This is a genomic window from Anoxynatronum sibiricum (assembly GCF_039414295.1).
Classification (GTDB): domain Bacteria; phylum Bacillota; class Clostridia; order Peptostreptococcales; family Tindalliaceae; genus Anoxynatronum; species Anoxynatronum sibiricum.
The window spans coordinates 31,026-57,023 of record NZ_JBCITM010000004.1 but is presented as its reverse complement, the minus strand read 5'-3'; the positions used below and the strand labels follow the sequence as shown (position 1 = coordinate 57,023).

At 50.8% G+C, this 25,998-nt stretch carries 23 protein-coding genes; 2 read left to right on the top strand and 21 right to left on the bottom strand.

Features of this window, described 5'->3' with window-relative positions:
- Window positions 1–101 precede the first annotated feature (101 nt).
- Together AAIG11_RS05445 and AAIG11_RS05440 are read left to right on the top strand one after the other, a co-directional pair.
- Entirely contained in the window at window positions 102–1,271 is a 1,170-nt protein-coding gene (locus AAIG11_RS05445) for a YkvI family membrane protein (protein ID WP_343185225.1), read from the top strand.
- Window positions 1,272–1,367: 96 nt separating this feature from the next.
- Window positions 1,368–2,795: an FAD-binding oxidoreductase gene (locus AAIG11_RS05440; RefSeq protein ID WP_343185224.1), complete on the top strand. Its 1,428-nt coding sequence runs from the start codon at window positions 1,368–1,370 to the stop codon at window positions 2,793–2,795.
- A 96-nt stretch (window positions 2,796–2,891) separates the two neighbouring features.
- Here the strand turns inward: AAIG11_RS05440 and xylB are convergent, their stop codons facing one another.
- The 21 genes from xylB to AAIG11_RS05335 form a co-directional block, all read right to left on the bottom strand.
- Window positions 2,892–4,376, bottom strand: a complete 1,485-nt coding sequence (xylB, locus tag AAIG11_RS05435; protein WP_343185223.1) for a xylulokinase — start codon at window positions 4,374–4,376, stop codon at window positions 2,892–2,894.
- A gap of 3 nt (window positions 4,377–4,379) precedes the next feature.
- Window positions 4,380–5,432 carry an NAD(P)-dependent alcohol dehydrogenase gene (locus tag AAIG11_RS05430; protein ID WP_343185222.1) on the bottom strand — a complete coding sequence of 351 codons (1,053 nt, stop codon included), beginning with the start codon at window positions 5,430–5,432 and terminating at the stop codon, window positions 4,380–4,382.
- A 65-nt stretch (window positions 5,433–5,497) separates the two neighbouring features.
- Entirely contained in the window at window positions 5,498–6,478 is a 981-nt protein-coding gene (locus AAIG11_RS05425) for a sugar ABC transporter substrate-binding protein (protein WP_343185221.1), read from the bottom strand.
- 59 nt (window positions 6,479–6,537) lie between these two features.
- A complete protein-coding gene (locus AAIG11_RS05420; protein WP_343185220.1) occupies window positions 6,538–7,536 on the bottom strand; it encodes an ABC transporter permease in 999 nt (332 codons plus the stop codon).
- A 16-nt stretch (window positions 7,537–7,552) separates the two neighbouring features.
- On the bottom strand, window positions 7,553–9,037 hold the full coding sequence (locus tag AAIG11_RS05415) for a sugar ABC transporter ATP-binding protein (RefSeq protein ID WP_343185219.1): 1,485 nt from the start codon (window positions 9,035–9,037) through the stop codon (window positions 7,553–7,555).
- A gap of 96 nt (window positions 9,038–9,133) precedes the next feature.
- Window positions 9,134–10,117: a LacI family DNA-binding transcriptional regulator gene (locus AAIG11_RS05410; RefSeq protein ID WP_343185218.1), complete on the bottom strand. Its 984-nt coding sequence runs from the start codon at window positions 10,115–10,117 to the stop codon at window positions 9,134–9,136.
- 471 nt (window positions 10,118–10,588) lie between these two features.
- Window positions 10,589–12,085 (bottom strand): succinyl-CoA:acetate CoA-transferase ScpC, encoded by a 1,497-nt coding sequence (gene scpC / locus AAIG11_RS05405; RefSeq protein ID WP_343185217.1) that lies wholly within the window; start codon window positions 12,083–12,085, stop codon window positions 10,589–10,591.
- 90 nt (window positions 12,086–12,175) lie between these two features.
- Window positions 12,176–12,997 carry an FAD/NAD(P)-binding protein gene (locus AAIG11_RS05400; RefSeq protein ID WP_343185216.1) on the bottom strand — a complete coding sequence of 274 codons (822 nt, stop codon included), beginning with the start codon at window positions 12,995–12,997 and terminating at the stop codon, window positions 12,176–12,178.
- Window positions 12,987–14,057, bottom strand: coding sequence for a 4Fe-4S dicluster domain-containing protein (locus tag AAIG11_RS05395; protein WP_343185215.1), 1,071 nt, complete (start codon window positions 14,055–14,057; stop codon window positions 12,987–12,989). Before AAIG11_RS05395 ends, AAIG11_RS05400 begins: the two co-directional genes overlap by 11 nt.
- A complete protein-coding gene (locus tag AAIG11_RS05390; protein ID WP_343185214.1) occupies window positions 14,054–15,070 on the bottom strand; it encodes a 4Fe-4S dicluster domain-containing protein in 1,017 nt (338 codons plus the stop codon). Before AAIG11_RS05390 ends, AAIG11_RS05395 begins: the two co-directional genes overlap by 4 nt.
- Window positions 15,058–15,489 (bottom strand): hydrogenase iron-sulfur subunit, encoded by a 432-nt coding sequence (locus AAIG11_RS05385; protein ID WP_484477160.1) that lies wholly within the window; start codon window positions 15,487–15,489, stop codon window positions 15,058–15,060. The genes AAIG11_RS05390 and AAIG11_RS05385 overlap by 13 nt, the downstream gene beginning before the upstream one ends.
- A complete protein-coding gene (locus AAIG11_RS05380) occupies window positions 15,489–17,465 on the bottom strand; it encodes a 4Fe-4S binding protein (protein ID WP_343185213.1) in 1,977 nt (658 codons plus the stop codon). The genes AAIG11_RS05385 and AAIG11_RS05380 overlap by 1 nt, the downstream gene beginning before the upstream one ends.
- A gap of 28 nt (window positions 17,466–17,493) precedes the next feature.
- Window positions 17,494–17,883, bottom strand: coding sequence for a 4Fe-4S dicluster domain-containing protein (locus tag AAIG11_RS05375; RefSeq protein WP_343185212.1), 390 nt, complete (start codon window positions 17,881–17,883; stop codon window positions 17,494–17,496).
- Window positions 17,855–18,724 carry a heterodisulfide reductase-related iron-sulfur binding cluster gene (locus AAIG11_RS05370; RefSeq protein WP_343185211.1) on the bottom strand — a complete coding sequence of 290 codons (870 nt, stop codon included), beginning with the start codon at window positions 18,722–18,724 and terminating at the stop codon, window positions 17,855–17,857. The genes AAIG11_RS05375 and AAIG11_RS05370 overlap by 29 nt, the downstream gene beginning before the upstream one ends.
- A gap of 32 nt (window positions 18,725–18,756) precedes the next feature.
- Window positions 18,757–20,376, bottom strand: a complete 1,620-nt coding sequence (locus AAIG11_RS05365; RefSeq protein WP_343185210.1) for an FAD-dependent oxidoreductase — start codon at window positions 20,374–20,376, stop codon at window positions 18,757–18,759.
- Window positions 20,377–20,390: 14 nt separating this feature from the next.
- Entirely contained in the window at window positions 20,391–21,110 is a 720-nt protein-coding gene (locus AAIG11_RS05360) for a 4Fe-4S dicluster domain-containing protein (protein WP_343185209.1), read from the bottom strand.
- Between the two features lie 71 nt (window positions 21,111–21,181).
- Complete coding sequence (locus AAIG11_RS05355) at window positions 21,182–22,684, bottom strand: aspartate ammonia-lyase (protein WP_343185208.1); 1,503 nt, start codon at window positions 22,682–22,684, stop codon at window positions 21,182–21,184.
- 395 nt (window positions 22,685–23,079) lie between these two features.
- Entirely contained in the window at window positions 23,080–23,292 is a 213-nt protein-coding gene (locus tag AAIG11_RS05350) for a hypothetical protein (RefSeq protein WP_343185207.1), read from the bottom strand.
- A 27-nt stretch (window positions 23,293–23,319) separates the two neighbouring features.
- Window positions 23,320–24,090: an S-methyl-5'-thioinosine phosphorylase gene (locus AAIG11_RS05345; protein WP_343185206.1), complete on the bottom strand. Its 771-nt coding sequence runs from the start codon at window positions 24,088–24,090 to the stop codon at window positions 23,320–23,322.
- 12 nt (window positions 24,091–24,102) lie between these two features.
- Window positions 24,103–25,140, bottom strand: a complete 1,038-nt coding sequence (gene mtnA, locus AAIG11_RS05340; RefSeq protein ID WP_484477159.1) for an S-methyl-5-thioribose-1-phosphate isomerase — start codon at window positions 25,138–25,140, stop codon at window positions 24,103–24,105.
- Window positions 25,141–25,193: 53 nt separating this feature from the next.
- The gene (locus AAIG11_RS05335) at window positions 25,194–25,925 is read right to left on the bottom strand and encodes a GntR family transcriptional regulator (RefSeq protein ID WP_343185205.1); all 732 of its coding nucleotides are present in this window, start codon (window positions 25,923–25,925) and stop codon (window positions 25,194–25,196) included.
- Between the last annotated feature and the right edge of the window lie 73 nt (window positions 25,926–25,998).

Genomic DNA, 25,998 nt, shown 5'->3' with positions numbered 1-25,998 from the left:
CCACACATGATCGGATCACCTTCTCTGCCTTCGGCAGGGAGTTTTATCCAGTGGTCAGGCTCACCGCCTGATCCGGAAATAAAAAAAGCGAGGTGTCATGAATGAATCAACAGGCAGCAAAGTCCGGCGTATTAACCCTGGTGTTCGTCTGGTTTACCACCCATTTTGGCGGCGGATTTGCCTCCGGCCGTCAGATTATCTCCTTCTTTGTGGAGTATGGCTGGTATGCAGCACTCATGCCTGTCGTTGCCATTGGGCTGCAGGCGGTGGTCTTTTACTTTGCCTGGCGGTATGCAGTGGAGCACCGGCTCTATGACTACCGCAGCTGGGCACTCTCATTCTACCGTCCGATGGAAGGGCTGTTTTCCAGTCTCTTTGAAGTGATGTACCTGCTGGTGCTGCTTACTGCCACTGCCGTGGCCTTTGCCACTGGGGGGGCCACCATCACCACGGTCACCGGAAGCCCCTACCTGCTGAACACCTTCGTCATTGCTGCAGCCCTGCTTCTCCTCACCATATTTGGAGCCGGGGTGGTGCGCAAAGCTGCCAAGTACATTGCCTATTTGATTATTGCCGGCCTTCTGGTGATCTATATTCCCAACGTGATCGTTTCCTGGTCTCAAATCTGGGAAAATATCGGAGCGCTGCAAAGTGGTGCCCTTGATAATCCCGGCACCTTTGGCGGTGCGCTATGGAGTGCCATTCTCTATGCCGCCTTCCAAACCTGCGCTCTGGGCGCTTACCTGGCCCACTCCGACGCCATCAAGGACGCTGCTGAAGCCAAAAAAGCCGCCATTGGCGGGTTCATTCTCAACTATGGCCTGTTGGCCCTGGCCACCTTTGGTATTTTGATCTACTACCATGAAGGGATCGCCGCTGAAGCTGTACCGGCACTTTACATTGTTCAAAACGGAATTGGTGCCGCCTGGATGGTGCCACTGATTTCAGTGCTGATTGTATTGGGTGCCGTTTCCACCGGTGTCAACTTTATTTATGGCATGACCAACCGGATTGTCACCTGGCTGGGAAGTCGTGATGCCACCCCCGCTTCCCCCGCCCTGCTTCGCAAAAGAAGCATCGCCAGTTCTTCTGTCTATGTGCTGCTTACCTGGTCCATTGCACAGTTCGGCCTGATTCCCCTGGTGGCCCGTGGTTACGGGTTCTTGGGCTATGTGGGGATTGTGGTCATCATCATTCCCGTACTGCTGAAAGGGTTCCTGCCCGGACTGTTTAAGTCTGTCCCCGTTCCGGCTCCCCGCATCGATGCCTGATACCGGTATCTCCCGCCATGCAGCATCACATTGTCGTCACATCCATTGCTACACATCAAAAAACATATAGCCGAAAAATATTAAGGAGAAGGTGCCATGAAAAATCGTGAAGCTGTCATCGAAAAAATGAAATCAATCACCGGTCCCGACTGGGTACTCACCGAACTGGAACAAACCCTGGGCTACCTGTATGACGAAACCGAGCCATTGTTGCGCCCTAAGGCCGATGAAACCTGCCTGGTGGTAAAACCGGGATCACCGGAAGAAATCGCCGCCATCATGACCTATGCCACCGAAAGCAGTGTACCCGTATTTCCCCGAGGCGGCGGCACAGGCCTATGCGGCGCAGCCATTCCCACACTGCCGGGGATTGTCTTAAGCCTGGAGCGGCTGAATAAAATTGTGGAACTGGACGAAGACAATCTGATGATCACCGTGGAAGCCGGTGTTACCCTGGAACAACTGAATGCCTTTCTTTCCAAAGAAAACGACCTATTCTTCCCGGTTCACCCCGGTGATGAAGGCGCCCAGGTGGGCGGCATGGCTGTGGAAAACGCCGGCGGCGTGGGTGCTGTGAAACACGGCATCATGCGCAACCACATCAAGGGAATGGAAGTGGTGCTGCCCACCGGCGAGGTGGTGATGATGGGAGGCAAGCTGCTGAAAAACAACATGGGGTATGACCTGCTTCATCTGATGATTGGCAGCGAAGGCACCCTGGGCGTTGTCACCAAAGTGATTCTGCGCCTCTACCCCCGTCTGGCTTACAAGGGTACTCTGCTGATTTCCTTCGAAACCCGGCAAGCTGCCGCCAAATCGGTATCCCAGATTTTAAAGCAGGGAATGGTCCCTTTGGCCATGGAGTACATTGACCGGTCAGCTTCCCAGGAGGCGGCAGATCATCTGGGCCTCACCTGGCCGGCAGAAAAAGGATCGGTGGATCTGATGCTGATTCTGGAAGAATCCACTGAGGACGACCTTTTCGACAACACGGAAAAAATAGTGGATATCTGCGATGCCAATGGTGCCGTGGACAGCCTCATTGCCGAAACAGGCAAGGAGCAGAAGGTGATCCTGGATATCCGCAGTAATGTCTACACTTCCTTTAAGGAAAAAGCAGCCGATGCCATCGATATGGCCGTTCCCCCGGCTCACTTCCCGGCTTTTCTTGACGAACTGATGCAGGTGGTTGACCAGTACGGCACCCAGTCACCCACCGTGGGGCATATTGGAGACGGTAATATTCATAACATCATCCTCATGGTGGATGGCAAGCTCCCGGACTACTTTGAGGAAATGCGCCAGGCCATGTATGAGGTGGCCATCCGATTCGGCGGCACCGTAAGCGCCGAACACGGCACCGGCCGAACCCGAAAAGCTTTCATGCCATTACAGTTCAGCCACCGGGAAATTCAGATCATGCAGCTGGTGAAGCGGGCCTTTGATCCGGCGATGATCTTGAATCCCGGCGTCTTCTTCGACGAACCCAACGGCACCGAAAGCGGACTTACCGGCATTCATTAACTCCTTGATTGAGATAAGCAGATTCATACAGAAAGACGGGCAGGGGTCCATTCATTGATCCCCGCCCGTCTTTTTCTGTTTTTTGACTCTGGCATATCACCCTTTTGCCTGGCTGCTCAACTGGTCATGCAGTCCCTTCACGGCATGGTAACTATTTTTGTAAACTTGATAAAGACGATTGTATTTTTCAACAATTTCCTGATCAGGCTTCACGACTTCCTTAACAGTGACAATGGCCTGACAAGCCTCTTCCACATTTTCATAAAGTCCGTCTCCCACTGCCGCCAGTATGGCAGAACCCAGAGCAGGGCCTTCCTCATTGTCCAGTATTCCGACTTCTATGCCCAGAATATTGGCAACCATTTGCTGCCATAGTTTGCTTTTGGCTCCGCCACCGCAGAATGTGGCAAACGTCACCACCACCCCCGCTTCCCTAATAACCTCAAGGGAATCCCGGAGACCAAAGGCGACACCCTCAAGCACTGCCTGGGTCATCTGCTGTCTTGTGGTTCCCATGGAAAGACCCAGAAAAGCCCCCCGTGCATTGGGATCATTATGAGGTGACCGTTCGCCCATGAGATACGGCAGATAAATCAGGTGATTATGCCCCAAGTCTTCAATGGCATTCTGTTCCATTGAATAGTCATTGGTTCCCAGAATTTTCTCCATCCACCAATCGTTGCAGGATGCTGCACTGAGCATGCAGCCAAGAAAATGATAAGTGCCGTCAGCATGGGCAAAATGGTGGACCGCATGATTCTTTCCTTCCTTAAAGTCCTTGCTTGCCACAAATACAGTTCCGCTGGTTCCGATGGAAATATTGCACCTTCCGTCACCCACGGTTCCAGCTCCGATTGCCGCCGCTGCATTGTCTCCCGCACCTGCAACTACCTTCACATGATTTCCGAGACCCAGTTTCTCCGCCATGTCGCTTTTAAGGGTTCCCACCACTTGATAGCTTTCATATAGCTTTGGTAAATTTGCTTCAGTAATGTGGCAAATTGCCATCATTTCCTGTGACCACTGCTTCTTCTCCACATCCAAAAGCAACATACCAGAGGCATCGGAGTAATCTGATGAGAGGATTCCTGTCAACATGTAGTTCAGGTAGTCTTTCGGAAGCATGACATGCTTCATTTTTTCAAAGTTCTCAGGTTCATTTTTTCTTACCCACATGATTTTAGGAGCTGTAAACCCTGCGAAAGCGATGTTCCCTGTGAGCTCCGAAAGCTTGCTTTTTCCGATTTCATCGTTTAGATAGGTTACTTCTTCTGTGGTTCTGGTATCATTCCATAGAATGGCCGGCCTGATCACCTGATCCTGTGAATCAAGCATCACAAGGCCGTGCATCTGGCCATCAATGCCAATGGCTTTAACCGCTTCAGGAGCGATTCCTTTTGTCAGCTTCCGAATGCCCTTAACAAGCGCATTGAACCAATCTGTGGGTTCCTGCTCCGCCCAGTTTTGAAAAGGATAGGCAATGGGGTATTTTTCTGTTTGCGAAGCGGTGATTCTGCCTGTTTCATCCATCAAGATCATTTTAAGCCCTGTGGTTCCCAAGTCAGCTCCAATATAGTACATGTCTTATTCCCTTCCTATTCTCACAACGGCTTTGACGACTTCGTCTTTCTTGTTGATGGCGTCTGAAAGCGCCGTTTTGATATCTTCAAAATCATAGGTATGTGTTACGATGTCTTTGACATTGATATCTCCTGATGAAACGGCATTAATCGCTGTGGGATAGCTGTTTCTGTAGCGGAATACTGTTTTGAAAGTCAGTTCTTTGTCGAGGGCCATTCCGATGGGAAGGGTTTCTTCACCCGTTGGACTGTAACCCACCAAAACAAGGTTTGCGCCTTTTTTAGCACTTTCGATGAGCTGCCGGGTGGTGATTTCCGAACCTGCTGTCTCGATACCGATATCAAATCCCTTTCCTGCTGTTATTTCAAGTATTCTTTTGACGGTATCCTCATTTCTTCCGTTGATGGTGTAGTCTGCCCCCAGTTCCTTTGCTTTTTCAAGCCGCTGGTCCACCAAATCCACAACAATGACGGTTGAAACCCCCATGGCCTTAAGGGCCAGCATTGAAGTGAGGCCGATGCAACCGGTGCCAGTCACCACAGCCGTCTGGCCGATGGTTGCTTCTCCCTGAAGAACCGCGTGCAACCCCACAGACAGGGGTTCCATCAGCGCCCCTTCCATGGTGCTCACATTTTCGGGGAGCTTAAAGCACAGGGTGCCCTTGTGGGCCACATATTCCTGAAAAACACCGTCAACGGGAGGAGTGGCAAAAAAGACCACATCACTGCACAGATTGTACTTCCCACTTTTACAAAACGCGCATTCACCGCAGGTGATCTGTGGCTCAAGGGCTACTCTGTCATTCACCTGCAGGTGTTTTACTTTTTCACCCAAAGCAACCACGGTGCCTCCCACTTCATGTCCCAATACAAATGGGTATTCCACGATGAAGTTTCCGATTTTTCCATGCTCCAGATAGTGAAGGTCTGAACCGCAAATTCCCACATAATCCACTCTGACAAGCACTTCATCTGCTTGCGGTATCGGTATATCTCTTTCCTGCATTTCCAGTTCATTTAGGGCTGTCATCACAGCGACTTTCATTTTCTCGCTCATTGCATCTCCTCCTGAAAGAGTGGGGATGGCACGTGCTGATGCCATCCCTGTGATCTTCACCATGATTAGTTAATCAAACCTCTTTCTGTGTACATATCAACGTATGCCTGTGCATTTTCGCCGGTAATGAGGATGGCATCAATGTCCATGTGAATTTCATCTGCTTCCCCGGTCAACAGTTTGTGTACGGTGTTGATGTTGGCTTCAGCCAGGTCGATGGCTGATTGTAAGCATGTGGATGTCATCGTTCCTTCGTTGATCAGCAGGGTTGCCTCCGGGGTTCCATCCACACCGTATGACAGTATTTCGCTGAATGCAGGATTGTTTTTCACCACTTCCAGTGCACCTGCCGCCATGTTGTCATTCATGGAAATGATGGCATGAATTTCACTGTTAGCTGTTACCCAGTCTTCCATATACCGAACGGCTTCATCCTTGTTCCAGCCTGCAATCTGTTCTCCAACAATTTGAACATCAGGGCGTTTTTCAAAGAACTCCACTTCCCACGCCCGACGCCGTTCGTCTGCATGGAAGTTGCCCGACGGCCCGTTCAATACAACGACTTTTGCATTCTGAGGAATTTGATCAATGGCGATATCCGCATTCACCTTTGCCTGTACATATGGATCTGCATCCACCGAGGAGGCTCCGTCGATTCCTTCAATCCTGGCATTGGTGGTGATTGCGATGATGCCTGCTTCTACAATGCTCTCAACATAGGGTCTTTGAGCTTCTCCGTTATTGGGTTGCACGATGATGGCATCGTATCCGTTTGTAATGGCGTTTTCAATTGCAGCGTTCACCTTTTCATCGTCTGCCTGTCCGTCGAATACATCAAGTGTCAAGTCTGGGTATTGCTCTGCAGCTGACTTCATTTCATTGACAAGCCAAGCTGCAAATGAGTCTGCCTGCGTTCGCGCAACAAATGCCACTCTGTATGTGCCCTCATCCGAACTGTCTGATGATGCTCCTCCTCCGCTATTGCATCCTGCAAGGCTTACCAAAACCATTGTCACCATCATGAAGATCGCGATCATTTTTTTCATGCTCATCCTAATTTCCCCTTTTCTCTTGTTTTGTGGATGATTAATGATTCAACTCCAGACTAGCCTTTGACCTCGCTATCCGTACTTTTTTCGCCCCTTATTTTTCTGGTTGTCTTTCTACCTCCCCTCTTTGATTTTATATCCCATACAACAGCCACTGCGATGATGGTTCCCTTAACAATCTGCTGTATATACGTATTGACACTTGTCAGGTTCATGATGTTGTTCAAAACACCGATGATCAATGCCCCTATCAATGTGCCAAAGGTTGAACCTGCTCCGCCTGAAAAACTGGTGCCGCCGACGATGGTTGCTGTAAGCCCTTCCATTTCATAACCAATGGCTCCATTTGAAAGACCCGCATTGACGCGGGACATGAAGAGAATTCCCGCTGCTCCGACAAGGAGTCCGTTGATCATATACGTTAGATACTTGTTCTTTTTAACGTGAATACCAGAAGCAATGGCCGCCTCCTCGTTTCCTCCAATGGCATACATGGATCTACCCAGCTTGGTATGCTTCATGATGTAGTAAATGATTCCGGTGACCACCGCCATGATGATGACCGATATGGGTATGGGGCCGATATGTCCCTGACCAAACACCGTGTAACTGCCAATTTGAAGAATGTTTTGTCCACCAGTATAGTGAAGGGCCGCTCCTCTGGCTACCATCTGCATGGCCAGTGTCGCAATAAAAGCCGGCACTTTGAATTCAACGACCATGAGAGCGTTGATGAGGTTTGCAAACACACCCACTGCCAGACCCACAACCACAGCCACTGTCAGTGATCCGGTGACTTTGTACGAACTGACTGACAGCACTCCTGCCAGGGCCAGAACAGACCCTGCCGAAAGATCTATCATGCCGCTGATGACCAGCATCATGGCTCCAAAGGACAGCAATACAGGGACTGCCAGTTGCCTTAAGATGTTAATGATGTTTCCGCTGGATAGAAAGTTCGGGTTCAGAAAACTGGAAACAATGATGAAAAATACCAGTATCAGAAATATGGAAAATTTACTGACATCGACACTGCTTTTCTTGATTGAGAACATTTTCCTCCTCCTTAAACTACATTGTTGCATATTTCATGATGACTTCCTGGTTGAACGCTTCTCTTTTCAGCTCTCCCGTAATGGTTCCCTGGTTCATGACGTAGATTCTGTCACACATGCCCAGGAGTTCAGGAAGCTCTGATGAGACAATGATGATGGCTTTTCCTTCCCTTGCGATATCCTGCATCAGCTGGTAGATGGCGAACTTGTTGCCCACATCGATTCCCCTTGTGGGCTCATCCATAATCAACAGATCGGGTTCCCGCATCATCCATTTTGCAAGGATCACTTTCTGTTGATTACCCCCGCTGAGGGTCTGTATCAGTGTTTCAAGAGAGGGTGCTTTGACATCCATTTTTTCAAAGTACTGTCTGTTGGTTTCTTCTTCTTTTTTCCATCGCAGTCTGCCTCCGAAGAAAAATTTTTCAAGGCTTGCCAGTGAACCGTTTTCCTTGATGCTCCTGACAGGCACAATCCCAGAGCGCTTTCTGTCTTCAGTTACCATTCCAATTCCTGCTGCAATGGCATCCCGTGGGTGGTTGATTTTTATCTCCTGCTCATTCAGGTAAATTGATCCTGACGTGTGTTTATCAAGGCCGAACAACGCCCTCATAACCTCCGTTCTCCCTGACCCTACAAGACCTGCAAAACCTACAATTTCACCTCTTTTGACGCTGAAGTTAATCCCTTTAAACTCCCCTTCGCTCGAAAAGTCTTTCACTTCGAATATGGTCTTTCCCACTGGAAATATTTCCTTTGGATAGACGTTGTCCAGTTTTCTCCCCACCATCAGACGTATGATATTTTCCTCATCCAATTCTTCAATGGGGTAGCTGCCGACAACAGTTCCGTCTCTGAGAATGGTTACCTCATCGGCAATTCTAAAAATCTCATCCAGTTTGTGAGAAATATAGACGACTGATCTTCCCTGATTTCTCAGCTGCTCAATTTTTTGAAAAAGCATTTCCACTTCTTTATTGGATATCGAGGATGTCGGCTCGTCCATGATGATGATCTGGGCGTCAATGGACAGGGCTTTTAATATTTCAAGTTGCTGTATTTCCGAAATAGACAACGTTTTCATCAGTTGCGTTGGCTTGAAGGGGAGGTTCTCTCTTTCCAGCAGTTCGATGGTGCTTTTTCTCACTTTCTTCCAGTCAACCCGTGCAGAACCTCCAGGAAGTCTTCCAAGAAACAGGTTTTCTTCAACGGTCAGTTCCGGTACAAAGTTGAGCTCCTGGGCGATCATGGCGATTCCCAGCTGTTGTGCATGCTGAGGATTGTTGATCGCAACTTGTTCCCCGTCTATGTGAATTTCACCTGCATCCTGATTGTGAATTCCGTTGATGATTTTCATCAGGGTGGATTTGCCGGCTCCGTTTTCGCCGCAAAGCGCATGAACCGTTCCTTCCTGTACTTCAAAATGAACACTGTCAAGAGCTTTTACTCCCGGGAATGATTTCTCAATTCCCGAAACCTTTAACTTCACTTTCCCCCTCATGGTGCACCTCCCATTGGTTTTCCATGGAATGGATTACGCCTTACAACAGGCTGCTTTGATTTTTCAAGGCACTTTCTGTCATTTTATTGCTTGGAATCACCCATGGGTTGATCCTGTTGTATCCCGCTTGATCAATTTCACCGGTATGATTCTATTCGCAGTGGAACGGCAGGTTCCATCCATCAGGTCTTTCAGGCAATGATAACTTACCTGGGCGATTTCCTGTGGTGACTGCTCAATGGTGGTCAGTCTGGGCAAGTTCATTTCTGACAGGTAAGAGTTATCGAATCCTATGACCTGAAGATCTCCAGGGATGGAAAGTCCTTGTCTCCTTAAATAACTAATCACGTGAATACAGTTGATATCATTGAATACAAACAGGCCGTCATACATTCTGAAATCCACTTGATTCAGCGCTTTATCCAGGTCTTCTTCCAGAAGATAGTCGGTGCTCAGTTCCAGCACTTCAACCGCGACGTCTTTATCTGCCGATGCATCGAGAAAGCCTTTGCACCTTTCCTCAGGTGCAATAAACCCTTTGGGCCCCTTGATGTGGATCATCTTTCTGCTGCCTTCTTCATACAAATGTTCAAAGGCCATTCGGCCCCCCTGGTAGTTGTCTGCGCTGACTGTGATAATCTCATCTGCAATAATGGACTCAAAAGAAATCACCGGAATGGAAAGTTTCTGGATTTTATCCACAGACCTTCCCCTTGCAACGATGATGCCATCGACCCGGTATCCTTTCAGGAGATCCAGCGCATCCTCCTCTTTCTCGGGAATATCTTCGGTAAAGCACAGAACGCAGCCATAACCATCATCCTGAATTTTGTTGCCGATAATGGTTGCCATTTCCGAAAAAAAAGGGTTTACCAGACTTGGAATCACCAGGCCGATGCTGCCAGACTTCTTGTTGAAAATCGCCTGAGCATTTCTGTTGGGAACATAATCCATTTCATCAATGACTTTCTGGATCAGCTCAGCGGAGTCTTTGCTCACATAGCCTGATGAGTTGATGTATCTGGATATGGTTGAGATGCTGAGACCTGTTGATTTTGCAATATCTCTGATAGATGCCACTTTTTCACCCCTCTGTGGAACATGTTCCATATCGAATGAAACATGTTCCATATTTTGCATGTTATTATCATATACCGATTATCACTATTTGTCAAACAATTTTGACTTAAAATTCTGCTGCGATCCATCTCAAAAGGCAGAGAAGCATCATTGGCTGATTCTTCTCTGCCCGGAATGTCGACAGCACATGCTAAAACCGACACCTTTAGCAGGTGCCGGTTAGGTTGAAGACAAAGGGCTTTGGCCCGGTCAGCTGATTCCAATCTTGTGTGTTTTTAGTCGAAAGTCTCGAAAACAGCGCCTGAACTCACTGCGCTCAAACAGCAGGCGCTGGCGGTTTTCTCCCCTTTTCGAAAAAACACTGACAAGATTTCCAAGGCTGTCCTTTACCAAATCCCTTGTCTTCATCTTTTTTTGTCTACAGTCTGACCGACACCTTTAGCAGGTGCCGGTTATTTATACTTGAGCGAATCAGGGTTTCATGGTGCCTGTCTCTTCAAAACGCTGGTGCCAGCTGAGGGCTTCGTGCATGAGCTGGGCCGTATGCCCGGGTTCTTTCATGCCGGCTGCCAGGTAATCCCGCAGGGCGGGACGGTAATCAGGATGGGCGCAGTTTTCGATGACACTTTCTGCCCGTTCCCAGGGGCTGAGGCCCCGGAGATCTGCCAACCCCTGTTCAGTGACAATCACCTTCACGTCATGCTCTGTGTGGTCCACATGGGATACCATGGGAACAATGGCGGAGATGGCACCGCCTTTGGCCATGGAAGGCGTGGCAAAAATGCTCAGATAACCAGCCCGGGCAAAATCGCCGGACCCGCCGATGCCGTTCATCATGCGGCGGCCCATGATATGGGTGGAGTTCACATTGCCAAAAATATCGGCCTCAATGGCAGTATTCATGGCGATGGAACCAATACGGCGGATGATTTCCGGATTATTGCTGATTTCCATGGGACGGAGCATAATCTGATTCCGGTATTGTGCCATGTTGGCGTATAAACGATCGAACCCTTCCGGCGAGAGGGTAAAGGAGGTGCCGGAGGCAAACCTGAAGGTGCCGTTGTCCAGCAGGTCCAGCACATTATCCTGGATGACTTCTGAATAAAACACCAGGTTTTTAAAAGGACTGTCTGACATCCCTTTCAGCACCGCATTGGCCACACTGCCCACACCAGACTGAAGGGGCAGCAGCTGTTCCGGCAGACGACCCGCCATGACTTCCTGCTGAAAAAAGCTGATGAGGTGGCGGGCAATTTGCTGACTGTCTTCATCTGCAGCGGTAAAACTGATGGGATCATCCTCCAGATCAGTAAACACAATGGCTTTGATTTTGGTGGGGTCGCAGGGAATGGCAGTGGTGCCGATGCGGTCTTCCGGATTCACCAGCGGGATGGGCTGCCGATGGGGCGGATCCTGGGGCTGGTAGATGTCATGCATCCCTTTCAGCGACAGGGGTTTGCGGGTATTGATTTCCACAATCACCGTCTCTGCCTGGCTGATAAACACTGGGCTGGCTCCCACAGAGGTGGTGGGCACAATATGTCCCTCTTCCGTTATTTCCAGGGCTTCCACCAGGGCCACGTCAACTTTTCCATAGAATCCATAGCGGATTTCCTGGGCAAAGTGACTGAGATGGATGTCGCTGTAGCGGATGTCACGCTGGTTTAATTTTTTGCGGACCGTTGTGTTGGTTTGATAGGGCATGCGCCGGTTAATGGCACCGGCTTCCGCCAGGGCGCCGTCCAGCCCTTTGCCCACCGAGGCACCGGTGTAAAGGTTGATACAGCAGCCTTTTTCCTTTTGAAATCTGGCTGCCAAGGCTGCCGGTACAGCCTTGGGATAACCTGTGGGCGTAAACCCGCTGGTTCCCAGGGTCATTCCGGAACGAATCAGGGTGGCAGCGGCTTCCGCTGTGGTGATGCGGTCTTTCAGTGCTTCGCATTTCATGCGTTCAGAGTGATTCATGTGAACTCCTCCATTTGCTGATTCTTTCACGGCGTCGTATCATGGTCATTGCTTCCGACAAAGAAATGCCTCTAAAGAGCTACTTCCATTCTAACAGAAATCACACTTGATTTGTTCCAGTTCCGACAGATAAAAAACCGGGCCGTCTTTGCAAATGTAATGCTCATCCAGGTTGCATCGTCCGCATTTACCCACACCGCATTTCATCTTGTATTCCAGGGTGGTGACAATTTGATTCGGTTTAAAGCCAAGCTTTTCAAGGGTTTGCAGCACATATTTGATCATAATGGGAGGGCCGCAGGTGATGCCGATGGTGTTTTCCGAACTGGGGGCCAGGGCTTCCAGATAGGCGGGAACAAAACCCACATGACCATCCCATTCGGGACTTGCCACATCAACGGTCAGATCCACTTTGAAATCGGGAGCTTCCGGCCACTGGTCCAGGATATCACGGCGAAAAAGAAGATCATCGGCAGACCGGGATCCATACACCAGTTGAAAGGCATCTGGGTAATCCTCGCGCCGATCAAGGGTATACTGCACCAACGACCGAAGGGGTGCCAAGCCAATGCCGCCGCCAATGAACAGCAGCCGTTTTCCCTTTAAGTCTTCCACGGGAAAATGATTACCGTAGGGCCCCCGAATGCCAATTTGATGCCCCACTTCCATCTGATGCAGCGCCTCTGTCAGTTTTCCCACCCGCTTAATGCTGAATTCCAGGTAATCTCTGCCGGGGGGAGACGTGATGGAAAACAGCGCTTCGCCCACTCCCAGCAGAGAGAGCATGGCGCATTGTCCCGGCATGTGTGCCATGGGAACTTCAGGACGCACCTGAAAGGTTTTGACATCGTGACTTTCTGTGAGAATGGTGATCACTTCCCCATTAATGGGTACCAGGGGATTATGCGTCATGGCGGTCGCCTCCTATCCGATTCAGCACCGTGTCCATGGAAATACCCACAGGACAGGCATCACCACAGCGTCCGCAGCCCACACAGGCAAGGGGACCCTGTTTTTTGACAAAATAGTTAAGTTTATGGAAGAAACGGTTTTGAATCCTGTCTTTTCGGTGCGGCCGCGGGTTGTGGCCACCGGCCATATTGGTGAAACTGGTGAACATGCAGGAATCCCAGGTGCGGTATCGTTCACCGGCTTCCTGTCTGCTGAAGTCGCGGATATCATAGCAATGACAGGTGGGGCAGTAATAGGTACAGGTGGCACAACCCAGGCAGCGCATGGCCAGTTCTTCCCAGAGAGGATGTTCAAAAAGAGTGTCCACCTGATCTTTTACTTCCTGAGGAGAAAGGGGCTTCTCTTGAAGCGGCACCGCCTGCCAGGGAATCTCTGTCACCGCCACTGATTCCGCTTCGATACAGGCGCCGGTACAGCCCTTCATCAAATCTTCAAGAAAGGTTTCCCCAGCCGGCGTCAGGGCTTTAAGATACAGGGGTTCAGCGGCACCTGCTGTTTCCTGGTACATGGTCACATCTGCCGCCGGATTGATGCGGTCAACACCAAAGGCCTCACATCGGCAATAAGTTCCCTGCTGACGGCAGGGAGCCGCCAAAATTAAGGTTTTGGCTCTTTTTTCTGCGTAGAGAGTATCCACCGGGTCTGCCAGAAACACCCGGTCGATGAGATTCAGACTTTCCAGGTCGCAGGCTTTTGCCCCCACCAAGACTTGAGGCATCATGTCCCCCGGTGTTTCCATCACCATGCGGCCTTCTTCTTTTCGGTAGGTGAGATAGGTTTCGGTATCTGGAAAAAACAAAGATTTGATGCTGTTTCTCAGGGGCTTTTCCTGGAATGTGAGGGCCGTCATTTGAGCCAGATCCACTGTATTCAGGGAACCCAGCGGCATATGACCTTCTTTTCCCTCTGCTGAAGCAGGAACAAATACCTGCTTTTCCCCCAGCCCTTGTTGCAGGTAATGGATCAAGGTTTCATACCCGGGCAATTTCACCATCATCATTTCTTTGCCTCCTTTCCGAAGGGATCGGCTTCATGGGCACCGGCACAGGACAGGGGATTGGGCACTTCATCAACGCCTGGTGTAAAGGCACCATAGTGCTGCGTCAGATCCTGAATCAACTTTTGATTCAGCAGGTGAAGCGGTATTCCTTCGGGACACACTCTGGCACATTCGCCGCAACCTACACAGCGGTCTGCCACGTGAAAAGCCCGAATAACATGATAGAACTGATGTTGTGCCGGCTGATTCTTGGCAGCATCCAGATAATCCGGATTTTCCCTGTCGAAAATGCAGCTGCGGCAGGTGCATACAGGGCAGGCATTTCGGCAGCTGAAGCATCGAATGCACCGGTTCAGCTGTTGCATCCAAAATGCATGACGTTCTTCTGCCCCCATTCTTTCAATGGTTTCGATATCACTGAACGCTTCTTTTGGCAGGATGTTTTTTCCCTTAACCAGGGCTTTTTCACCGCTTCCGGCGATGATCTGATCCACTTCTGTCACCGCCGGAGTGGCATGTTGGCAGGTCAGGCAGAAGGGGGAAAGAACCGTTTCATAGGAAAGGGTTTGGGTCCCTTTTCTGCCCGTCATCACCACGCCTTCTGACTGCCAGGTGAGTGTCAGCTGATGGAGAGGCTCCTCTGCCGCTGCTTCCAGCTTTTCCCGGGGAATCATCCCCTGACACTGAACCCCCAGCACCACCAGTTGTTCCCGATCCACACGGCTTTCGTTGATCATCAGGCGCAGCGCTCTTGCGTCGCAGCCTTTCATCACCACGGCCACCCGCTTATTCTGATAGCTTTCTTCCATCAGGTATGGTGCCAGCGCTTTTTCACAGAAAGGATCCCAGTGAAGCTGGGCTGCTGCCGCTGGTGTGGCGGCCACAAAAGGCACCGACTGATGCGGCCGTTCTCCCCTGGTGTATCCCAGCACCAAATCCACTTCTCCTGCAGCCAGTAAAGCTGCAGCTGTTTGCTGAATTGACTGGGTGATCGATTCCATTATCGACTGCATCTGAGATCCCTCACTTTGTCTGAAGCTCCCATGGCCCTCAACTCTTGGGTAAAGGCTGTCACAGTTGCCTGAAATTTATCGGCTTCATTGCCCGAAATCCATCGAAGCCAGAGACGTTCCGGTGACAGTCCCATGAAGTCCATAAGGCTGGTTAGCAAGTGTATGCGTTTGCGGGTATGGTAGTTACCTGTATCGTAGTGACAGTCTCCCGGATGGCAGCCGGCAATGAGCACCCCGTCGGCACCATTCTGGAAGGCCCGGAGAATCATGGCCACCTCCACCCGGCTGGAACAGGGTACCCGGATAATGCGAATGTTTTCCGGGTATTTCAGGCGGCCTGTGCCCGCCAGGTCTGCCCCTGCATAACTGCACCAGTTACAGCAGAAAGCCACTATTTTAGGTTCATAGATTTCGTTCATCATAAGCTGTCCACCTCCGCCATTAATTGTCGGCTGGTGAAGCCGCCCAGATCCATAGCTCCACTGCGGCATAACCCGGCACAGGCACCACATCCCTGGCAAAGTGCCCGGTTCACCGTTGCAACAGGGCGTTGTCGTTCTTTTCCGTGAACCCGTTCCACCACCATTTCCTGACTGATGGCTTCGTAGGGGCACACCGGCTGACACTGCATGCATCCGCTGCACCGGTCTTTTTCCACCATGGCCGTGGTGGGCACACTTTTCACCTGCCCTTTGTTGAAGAGAATGATGGCTTTAACTGCCGCGCCGCTGGCCTGAGAAACTGCTTCTGGAATATCTTTAGGGCCATGACAAACACCTGCCAGGTACACTCCCTGAGCCTGGGTTTCCACAGGACGCAATTTGGCATGGGCTTCGGTGTAGAAGCCGTTCAGGTCGGTGGATATGCCCAGCATGCCTCCCAGGGTTTTGGCATTGGGTTGAGCTTCCATGCTGGTGGCCAGCACCACCAAATCAGCGGCTATCTCCACCTGTCGTTGCAGGGAACCGTCAAAACCTCTCACCAGCACCCGATTATCTTCATCGCCCAGGGGTTCCACCTTTGAAACCTGCCCCCTGAGGTACATGGCCCCTTGCTGCCGCGCCCGCTCATAAAACTCTTCGTAGTTCTTGCCGGCGGTGCGCACGTCCATGTAAAAGACATAGCTTTCTGTTCCCGGAAATTTTTCATTCAACAGCAGGGTATGCTTGGCGGTGTAAAGGCAGCATACCTTTGAGCAGTACGGGTTGCCGTCATGCCTGTCACGGGATCCCACGCACTGGATAAAAACAATGCGCCGGGGCATTTTCCCATTGGAGGGACGTATCACTTTGCCACTGGTGGGACCAGAGGCATTCAGCATTCGTTCCAGTTCAAGGCTGGTGATCACATCGGGATGCTGCCCATAGGCATACTCTCCCAGGTGGTCAGGTACTTTCAGTTCATAACCGGTGGCCACCACAATGGCACCGTACTGGTTTTCAATCATTTCGTCCTGCTGTTGGTACTCAATGGCACCTGTTTGGCATACTTTAGCACAAAGACCACATTTCCCCGTGGCAAAATAAATACAGTTGTCCCTGTCGATCACCGGCTTATTGGGTACCGCCTGGGGAAACAGGGTATACACAGCCTTCCTCTTGCTGCTGCCACAGTCAAATTCATTGGGTACTTTTTTGGGGCACTTGGTGACACAATCACCGCAGCCATTGCATTTTTCGGGGTTCACACTGGTGGCTTTCTGTTTAATGGTGACATTGAAGTTGCCCACATAACCGGAAACAGCCGCCACTTCTGCATAGGTGTACAACCGAATGTTTTCATGGGTGGCGGCTTCCACCATTTTAGGTGTGAGAATACAGGCGGAACAATCCAGTGTGGGAAAGGTTTTGTCAAATTGAGCCATCTTTCCTCCAATGGAAGATTCTTTTTCCACCAGGTCCACCGGATAGCCTGCATCTGCAATATCCAGAGCCGCCTGAATACCCGCGATGCCCCCGCCAATGACCAGTGCCCTTTTTGTAACAGGAAGCTGGTCTGATGTGAGGGGAATGGCAAAGGCTGTTTTGGCCACCGCTTTTTTCACCAGGTCAATGGCCTTCACGGTGGCTTTTTCTTTATCAGTATGCACCCAGGAGCAATGCTCCCGAATGTTGGCTATTTCCACATAATAGGGATTGAGGCCCTTGGAGGCCATCAATCGTTGAAAAGTGGTTTCATGCATACGCGGTGAACAGGCCGCCACCACTACTCTGTCGAGCCGGTGGGTGTCAATGGCCTGGCCGATTTCCGACTGTCCCACTTCTGAACACAGATACTGGACATCCTGGGCATAGACGACCTGTGGCATGGTTTTCGCCCGGGCTGTTACCGCATCCACATCCACTGTATTTTTAATGTTACTGCCACACCAGCATACAAATACTCCGATTCTCATGGTTTCCCTCCCCGCCAGTTGTTGGCAATTATCGGCGATGCTTTCTCATGGATGCAATCATGGCCTGCCGGGGAACGGTCAGATCACCGTCGCAGGTTTCTTCACGATTGGGTGTTTCTCTTAACAAGGTGACCCGAAAGCTCTCCATGACACTGGCCGGTTCCAAATCCCGGGGACATCGGCTGGAACAGGCCATGCAGGAAGCGCATATCCACAGACTTTTGCTGGCATATATCTCTTCCAGCAGTCCCAACTTGGCCAATTGCATCATTTCATGGGGCAACCGGTCCATGTGGGCTGCCATGGGGCATCCGGCACTGCATTTCATGCACTGGTAGCAATCTTTCACTTCTTTGCCAGTCATGTGCTTCACATCTTCACGCTGGGAACTACTGGCTGTTTTCTCCGGAAAACGCATGGGACGGATCTCCTTTCTCACCATTCAGGAAGGCCATTTTCTCCAGATGCTGCAAGCCTCCCAGCGCTTCTGCCAGGGGGGCTGTCATATAGGCCACTGGCAGCTGATCTCTTTGGGGCAGTGAAGCCTGGCAGGCTTCCAGGTTATGCTTGCACAAGGGGCAGGCTGTGATAATTTGAGTGGCACCCGCTTCCCGGGCTGCTGTGACCACCTTCAGGCTGGCAGCGGCTGCCAGGGGAGCTTCCCGATAAACATGATAGGCGCCACAGCAGTCTGTCTGATAAGGAAATCGAACCGTTGTTGCTCCAAGTGCTTCCATGAGCGCTTCCATGAGCCGGGGATTTTCACTGTCAACCAGTCCCAGTTCTTCTTTGGGACGAAGCAGCATACACCCGTAGTAACAGGCCATTTTTTCTCCTTTTAATGGAGTCACCACCGCCTCCTGAATGCGCGGATAACCCACCAGATCGCGAAGTACTTCCAACAGATGAAACACTTTCGTTTCACCCTGGTACATGTTTCCCAGATAGCCACCCACCCGTTGCTGCGCCTCTTCATCTCGTTTCATTCTGTGGTTGACCCTTCTCATCACATGAAAGCAGGCACTGCAAAGTGTCAACATCCCCTGGGAACCTGCGTCCCCAGTGCGTTGCAGGGCTCTCACCGAAGACAGCAGTCCCACATATTCATCCCGGGCTTCAGGGTAAACCGCACCGCAGCATTCCCACTCTTCCAGCTCCTGCGTCTGAATGTCCAGGCTGGCCAAAAGGGCAAGTGCTTCCCTTTCGAATCCGTCATCTTGTTGAGCCCGAACGGTACATCCGGGATAATAGCTTAACATGACATCAGCTCCTGTCTTTGTTCTGTGGCAGTTTAGTCCTGAAACCGTGGATTTAAATGTTTCTTCAGCGGAATGAGTATGGGCGATGTAAAGTTCCCACTAAGCTCTTGTTCATTCAGTTCTTGAACATACGTTGTCACGTGGGAAAGTGTGAGATCCACTGACCGGCGGCTGGTTTGAAGTGCCCGGGCCGCTGCGTTGCGACCTGCCCGGCGGCCAAAAACCAGAATGTCCAGCAGGGAATTGCCCATGAGTCGATTGCGACCGTGAACTCCGCCGGATACTTCACCTGCAACAAAGAGGTTTTCCACTGTGCTTTCTGCCTGGTCATTGATGAGAACGCCGCCATTCTGATAATGGAGGGTGGGGTAGACTAAAATGGGATCTTTGCGGATGTCCACGCCAAATCTGATGAACTGGCGCAGCATGGCCGGCAGTTCCTTTTCGATGGTACCTTCTCCATGAATTGTTTCAATGATGGGGGAATCAAGCCAGACACCCTGCATGCCTGAGGGCGCTGTGATTCCCTTGCCCCGGGCACATTCCCTGATGATGGCAGAAGCTTCCACATCCCGTGTTTCCAGATGATACACAAACTGTTCACCTGCGATGTTCAGAGGTGTGGCTCCCAGCCCTCTCACTTTTTCTGTGATGAGAAATCCTTCCACCTGCTCTGGATAAGAGGCTCCTGTAGGATGGTACTGGACCGTATCCATAAAAGCCAGCTTTGCTCCTGCCCGGTAGGCCATCACCAGGCCGTCCGCAGTGGCTCCGTAGTGGTTGGAGGTGGGGAATCCCTGGGTATGCAACCGTCCCAGGCCGCCTGTGGCCAATACCACTGTTTTTGCCCGTACCATTTGATATTCCTGGGTCTCCATATTGTAAAGAATCGCTCCTGCTGCCCGACCCTGTTCATCCAGCAATAGTTCCACTGCAGGACTGAATTCCACCACTGGAATATTGCGGCAAAGCACTTCATCACGCAACACCCGCATGATTTCTGCGCCGGTGTAGTCCCGGGCAGAATGCATCCGTTTGCGGGAGGTGCCGCCACCGTGATTGGTGTGCATGCTCCCGTCGGCGTCTTTATCAAACATGGTTCCCAAAGACTCCAGCCAGTCAATGACACTGGGCGCATCACTCACCAGCGCTTTTACCAGTTCTGGAATATTGGTATAATGCCCGCCTCCCATCACGTCGATGTAGTGGGTTGGCGGCGAGTCCTGGGGTTTGTCGGCTGCCTGAATGCCTCCCTGAGCCATCACCGTATTGGCATCGCCAAAGCGCAGCTTCGTTGCCAGAAGCACATTGGCACCCGCCTCATGGGCCAGCAGAGCGGCTGAAGCACCGGCACCGCCACCGCCGATAATCAACACATCCACCTCCTGGTCATTCACTGTGGGCGGGATGGCCAGGGGGCTGATGCGGGGATGGGCTTCCAACACATCACACAGTTCGTGGGGAAAGCGATCACCTTCATTTACCCCCACCTTCACCTGACGAAACTGGCTTTCAATATAATCAGGATGGTAGCTGCGCAGCACTTCCTGCTTTTCTTCCGGTGTCATGCGGGGAAAATAGTACCCCAATCGCTGATGACGGGTTTCTTCAACACGCTTGATTAGTTCTCTCATGGCCTGTGTGTAGCTCATGGCATTGCCTCCTCTTATTCGATATCCCGATTGTCGTAGCGTTCTGCCAGACTTTGGCGATCTGCTTCCATTAATTGCTGCAGGTCTGCTTCATATTGTTGGGCTTGAATTTCGGCCACCCGGTCTTTCACATGGCTGTTTTGGGGAGACAGGTGCTTGCCATGTAACCGCCGACAGAGAAGGGCCACTTTATACTGAACAATATTGGCAGGACATCGGGAAGCACACAGCCCACACATGAGGCAGTCAAAGGATTCATCGGCCGCCTTGCTGATTTCTCCCCGAATGGCGTGGGAGACATATTTCATCACCTTCAGATCCTGAGGGCATACATTGGAACAGGAGTTGCAGCCCAGGCATTTGGTAATTTCAGGGTAAATGGCAACCACCTGATTGCCGCTGGGTTGCAGCTCCTGCAGATTATACGTCACTTGATGAGCTGGAAAAAATGGAATCTGGGTCAGGTACATGGCTTCTTCCACCTTGGTCTGACAAGCCAATCCCACTTTCAGTTCATGCCGGCTTCCAATGCGGTAAACGGTGGAACAGGCACCGCAAAAGCCTGCCCGGCACCCACAACCACGTATCAGCGTGTATCCAGCATACTCAAAAGCTTTCATAATGGTGAGGGATGCAGGCACTTCATAGTGCTTGCCCATAATGAAAATATTCACAGATTCCTTTTCAACGGCACTTGGGGGAGCTGCTTCAGATGTGGTGCGAATTTCTTCCATAACAGTGGCCTCCTTATCACAAAGGTAGGCCCGCCTCATGTGACGGCGGGCATCATCCCGTTCTTATTCTTTTAATGATCCATGCGACCACCGGCAATGCCTGGTTCAGTCATTTCCCGGGGCTGAAGAATACGATCCAGCTGTGCTTCGGTCAAAATACCTTTTTCCAGCACCACATCCCGAACACTGCGTTTGTTGGCAAGGGCTTCTTTGGCAATTTCAGCACTTTTTTCATAACCAATGTGTGGATTCAGTGCGGTTACCAGTCCCACACTTCGGTTCACCTGCTGGGTGCAGCGGGCTTCATTGGCCTGGAGGTCTCGGATGCATTTCTCCACCAATGCATCCACCCCATTGGTGATTAATTCCATGGATTCAAAAAGGTTCTTGAAGAGCACCGGCCCCATGACATTAAGTTCAAACTGACCGGCTTCTGACGCCATGGCAATGGCATGGTCATTTCCCTGTACCTGGAAACAGATCTGGTTCATCATTTCCGGCATCACAGGGTTCACCTTGCCTGGCATGATGGAAGACCCGGGCTGCATGGCAGGCAGGTGAATATCCATAAGACCACAGATGGGACCGGAGGCCATGAGGCGTAAGTCATTACACATTTTTGACAGATTGAGTGCACAGGTGCGCAGCGCTCCAGAAACATGCACATAGGCATCGGTGTTCTGGGTGCCGTCCACCAGGTCTTCTGCCAGCCGAATATCAAATCCGGTAATTAAAGCCAGTTCTTCGATGGCTTTTTCAATGTATGCCATATCGGCATTGAGGCCCGTCCCCACGGCGGTGGCACCCAGGTTAACCGTCTTCAGGTTTTCCATGGACTCTTTGATACGTTCGATATCCCGCTTGACAAATTTGGCATAGGCACCGAAACGCTGGCCCAGGCGAATAGGGATGGCATCCTGCAGATGCGTGCGTCCAATGGTGACGATTTCATCAAACTCCATTTGTTTTCGCTGCAGGGTTTCCAGTAGTTTAATCAGACTTGAAATCAAGGCTTCATGCATCATGAGCACCGCCACTTTGAAAGCAGTGGGCACCACATCATTGGTGGACTGGGCCATGTTCACATGGGTGTTGGGAGAAACCACGCCATAGTCGCCTTTCTTGCCTCCCAGTATTTCAATCGCCCGGTTTGCCAAAATTTCGTTGACATTCATATTGATGGAGGTACCGGCACCTCCCTGAATGGCTTCCACAATCATGTCCTGCTGGTACTGCCCGGCAATGAACTCAATACAGGCTTGCTTGATGGCCTCTGCAATGCGGGGCTCCAGGCTGTCGGTTGCCTGATTGGCTTCAGTACAGGCCAGTTTCACCATTCCCATGGCTCTGATCAGCTGAGGGTGTACCCGGCTGCCTGTGAGGGGGAAATTTTCCTGGGCGCGGATGGACTGCACGCCATAATAAGCCGCTGCCGGCACTTCCTTGGCACCCAGGGAATCCATTTCAATGCGGGTATCTGTGCAATCGTTTTCTTTTCCTCTTAACCATTGCTGCTGTGTATCGACGGAACCAATCTGCGAAACCAATGCCTGTTGATGTTTTGTCTGATCCATTCTGACCGCCCTCCAGTTCTGTTAGTTGATTCATTCACTTTGTGTCCATGCGACAATCTGAAAATTGTTGGTTATTTTCTTCAAAAACTAAGTTATTTTTTTAACTATATTTCCCTGTGTCTATTTCTATTTTTTGATTGATACGCTTCTTGATCTGACATTCTGACACCATCTACCGCCGCATCACTCTCCAGATTTCCTTTATTTCTTGCATGTACTTTTCTTGATGGGTCTGATTCATTACCTCGCATGTATTTTTATAAATTTATCGAAAACTCATTTCGTTAATATTTTAACATTATTGTATGAAAAAGCAACCCTTTCTCGAATAAAAGTTATAGTCTCTATTCTCTCTATCATTTCTATTTTGTGATTTTTCTGTTATTGGCGCAGCATCACTTCTTCATTCCCTGGTAAAGCGCTGCTGGCGGCTGATGTCGCTCTTCTGCCACCCTTTCATTCAGGCTGCAGAGCAATTCAATTAAGCCTGTATTTGCAACAACTTCAGCCTTGAAATAGTCACCACCACTCCCCCCAAACGCACAACAAAGCCCGCGAATCCGGGTGTTCCCCTGATCACGGGCCTTGTCATGATAAGCATTTCGCATGTGAAGCATACCTGCTTTGAACTCACTTTACAGAGTGACCACCGAACGATTGCAGGTGCACTGCTGCTGATCCAGTGGCTGATCAAACACCCGGAGAAAAGCCCGGGTCAGTTTTTCTTTGTTGTTTCCCAGCGCCGTTTCAATATCATGCAGGGCAATCTGATCTTGCTGCATGCCGGTGCACCAGTTGCTGATCATCCCCACTGTGGCGTAACACATCCCCAGCTCCTTGGCAAAAATGGCTTCGGGTATATTGGTCATTCCCACCACATCGCCTCCCAGCATCCGAAACATGCGGATTTCCTGATGGGATTCAAACCGGGGCCCTTCAGTACACACATAGACTCCTTCACCTTTAACGGTGATGTTCTCCACCCTTGCGGCCGCCATGAAACGATCCCGGAGCATGGGACAATAAGGGGTGGTCATATCCACATGCCCCACAGGTTCACCCCCGCCTTCAAAAAAAGTGACTGGCCGGTTTTTGGTGAAATCCAGGAAATCATTGATCACCACCAGGTCTCCCGGCGCAAAATCTTCATTGCAGGAACCCACTGCCGCTGTGGCATAAATCCATTTCACTCCCAGCTTCTCCAGTGCCTTCATGTTGGCCCGGTAGTTGATGAGATGAGGCGGCAGCGAGTGCTTTTTACCGTGGCGGGCCAGAAAAACAACCTCTTCATTCCCCAGGGTCACCAGGTCAACTTCCACCGGACCGTAGGGGGTTGTTACTGTCTCAATACGGGTTTCTCCCCCCATGCCGTAAACGCCGGTACCGCCGATAATGGCTTTTTTCATGACTGCACCTCCTTATTTCAGCTTTGGAATCTGCTCGTTGAAAGGCGCTCTGACAATGCCTTTTTCAGTGATGATTCCGGTAATATTCTCGTGGGGGGTGACATCAAAGGCCGGGTTATACACCCCGATGCCTTCAGGGGCCGTGCGATGACCGTCAATATGGGTCACCTCTTCACTGCTGCGTTCTTCAATGACAATCTCATTGCCGCCTACCATGTCAAAGTCAATGGTGGTGGTGGGGGCAACCACATAGAAGGGTACGTTGTAGGTTTTTGCCAGCACCGAAAGCATAAAGGTGCCGATTTTATTGGCGGTGTCGCCATTGGTGGCAATGCGGTCAGCACCCACCAGAATCACATCGATTTTACCATCCCGAATCAGTGTGGCGGCCACACTGTCAGCAATAAGGTTTGCGGGAATCCCCTCCTGCACCAGCTCCCAGGCTGTGAGGCGTCCTCCCTGCAGCCGGGGCCGGGTTTCATCTGCGTAGACAAAAATATCTTTACCGCTGCGAAAAGCCTGACGCACCACTCCCAAAGCGGTTCCAATTCCCACCGTTGCCAGGGCACCGGTGTTGCAGTGGGTGAGAATGGTGGCTTTCTCAGGAATAACGGTGTTGCCATAGTTACCCATGGCAATGTTGATGGCCTGATCTGCGGCCACCACGGCATGGGCTTCCGCTTCAATGCGTTCCACCAACTGTTCAACGTTTTCCTGTTGATGCCTGTCCAACAGGTTGCGCATGCGTTTGACTGCCCACATTAAATTCACTGCTGTGGGGCGGGATTCGTTGAGGGCCGCCAGGCTCTCTTCCATTTTCGACAGAAAGACCGCTTTTGGTTCCTGTTCATATTCTCTGGCTGCCAGGGCAGCGCCATAGGCTGCCGCCGCTCCAATGGCCGGTGCTCCCCGCACCACCATGTCCTGAATGGCAAAATCCACCTCTTTCCAGGTTTTGCAGATAAACATCTCAAAAACCTGGGGCAGCTTACGCTGATCGATCATGTGCAACTCACCCTGCTTATATTCCAACGCAATGATTTCTTTCATTCTATTTCCTCCTGTTATCTGATTTCCCCTGTCTGCCTGAGCTGCTTGAGCCGTTATTTCATACGATTCACCCGAAATTTAAACAGTTCTGGATTGAAATAATCCATGGAATAGATCAACGGCTCACGCTGGCGGTCATAGTGAATCTGGTGCAATAGCAGCAGCAGCTGGTTTTTCTGCATGCCGGCTTCCAGCATCATCCGCTGATCTGTCAACGTGGGAACTATTTCTGCAACCGCATACGCCGGATAGAGCTGGCAGTGTTCCTCCAGGTACTCAAACATGGATTCTTCTGTGACTTCCAGGGGTACCGAGCCGCTGATCGCCGACCGGCGTACCGAATCGACACAATAGGCAGCCACTCGGCCGCTGGCTGTGCGCAGGCGGGTGAAGGTGACCACGGTTTCTGCAGGCTTTAACGCCAGCTTTTCCACCATATCCTGGGTAGGATTCACCTCTGCAATGCTGAGCCACCTTGTTCCCGGTTCATAACCGGCATTTTCAATCATGCGGGTGATGCTCTCCAACTTTTCCAGGCCGCCTTCAATAGGTACCGGTGGAATGCTGACAAAGGTGCCTTTTCCCTGTATTTTATAAATAATGCGTTCCTGTTCCAGTAAAGCCAATGCTTCCCGAACAGTGTGGCGACTGACGCCCATGCTCTCCATGAGAAGGGCCTCCGGTGGCAGCTGGTCATCACCTTTCAGTTCTTTTTCCTGAATGTATTCCAGAATTTTCTTTTTTGCCTGTGTGCTCAATGAGACGGTTTTTTCCTTGATTTTCATGGTTCACGACTCCCCCCGCGGCCAGCCTTCTGTATGATACTGCCTGTCTCCTGCTGTCGTTTTTGTTATCTTT

Excerpts from the sequence above, each read along its gene's own strand:
- AAIG11_RS05370 (WP_343185211.1), bottom strand. The coding sequence starts at position 18,724 with ATGTTAAGCTATTATCCCGGATGTACCGTTCGGGCTCAACAAGATGAC.
- AAIG11_RS05440 (WP_343185224.1), top strand. The coding sequence starts at position 1,368 with ATGAAAAATCGTGAAGCTGTCATCGAAAAAATGAAATCAATCACCGGT.
- AAIG11_RS05430 (WP_343185222.1), bottom strand. The coding sequence starts at position 5,432 with ATGAGCGAGAAAATGAAAGTCGCTGTGATGACAGCCCTAAATGAACTG.
- AAIG11_RS05380 (WP_343185213.1), bottom strand. The coding sequence starts at position 17,465 with ATGAGAATCGGAGTATTTGTATGCTGGTGTGGCAGTAACATTAAAAAT.
- xylB (WP_343185223.1), bottom strand. The coding sequence starts at position 4,376 with ATGTACTATATTGGAGCTGACTTGGGAACCACAGGGCTTAAAATGATC.
- AAIG11_RS05385 (WP_484477160.1), bottom strand. The coding sequence starts at position 15,489 with ATGAACGAAATCTATGAACCTAAAATAGTGGCTTTCTGCTGTAACTGG.
- AAIG11_RS05355 (WP_343185208.1), bottom strand. The coding sequence starts at position 22,684 with ATGGATCAGACAAAACATCAACAGGCATTGGTTTCGCAGATTGGTTCC.
- AAIG11_RS05365 (WP_343185210.1), bottom strand. The coding sequence starts at position 20,376 with ATGAGCTACACACAGGCCATGAGAGAACTAATCAAGCGTGTTGAAGAA.
- scpC (WP_343185217.1), bottom strand. The coding sequence starts at position 12,085 with ATGAATCACTCTGAACGCATGAAATGCGAAGCACTGAAAGACCGCATC.
- AAIG11_RS05360 (WP_343185209.1), bottom strand. The coding sequence starts at position 21,110 with ATGGAAGAAATTCGCACCACATCTGAAGCAGCTCCCCCAAGTGCCGTT.
- AAIG11_RS05345 (WP_343185206.1), bottom strand. The coding sequence starts at position 24,090 with ATGAAAAAAGCCATTATCGGCGGTACCGGCGTTTACGGCATGGGGGGA.
- AAIG11_RS05390 (WP_343185214.1), bottom strand. The coding sequence starts at position 15,070 with ATGCAGTCGATAATGGAATCGATCACCCAGTCAATTCAGCAAACAGCT.
- AAIG11_RS05350 (WP_343185207.1), bottom strand. The coding sequence starts at position 23,292 with ATGCGAAATGCTTATCATGACAAGGCCCGTGATCAGGGGAACACCCGG.
- AAIG11_RS05375 (WP_343185212.1), bottom strand. The coding sequence starts at position 17,883 with ATGCGTTTTCCGGAGAAAACAGCCAGTAGTTCCCAGCGTGAAGATGTG.
- AAIG11_RS05420 (WP_343185220.1), bottom strand. The coding sequence starts at position 7,536 with ATGTTCTCAATCAAGAAAAGCAGTGTCGATGTCAGTAAATTTTCCATA.
- AAIG11_RS05400 (WP_343185216.1), bottom strand. The coding sequence starts at position 12,997 with ATGACGCATAATCCCCTGGTACCCATTAATGGGGAAGTGATCACCATT.
- AAIG11_RS05395 (WP_343185215.1), bottom strand. The coding sequence starts at position 14,057 with ATGATGATGGTGAAATTGCCCGGGTATGAAACCTTGATCCATTACCTG.
- AAIG11_RS05425 (WP_343185221.1), bottom strand. The coding sequence starts at position 6,478 with ATGAAAAAAATGATCGCGATCTTCATGATGGTGACAATGGTTTTGGTA.
- AAIG11_RS05415 (WP_343185219.1), bottom strand. The coding sequence starts at position 9,037 with ATGAGGGGGAAAGTGAAGTTAAAGGTTTCGGGAATTGAGAAATCATTC.
- mtnA (WP_484477159.1), bottom strand. The coding sequence starts at position 25,140 with ATGAAAGAAATCATTGCGTTGGAATATAAGCAGGGTGAGTTGCACATG.
- AAIG11_RS05445 (WP_343185225.1), top strand. The coding sequence starts at position 102 with ATGAATCAACAGGCAGCAAAGTCCGGCGTATTAACCCTGGTGTTCGTC.
- AAIG11_RS05335 (WP_343185205.1), bottom strand. The coding sequence starts at position 25,925 with ATGAAAATCAAGGAAAAAACCGTCTCATTGAGCACACAGGCAAAAAAG.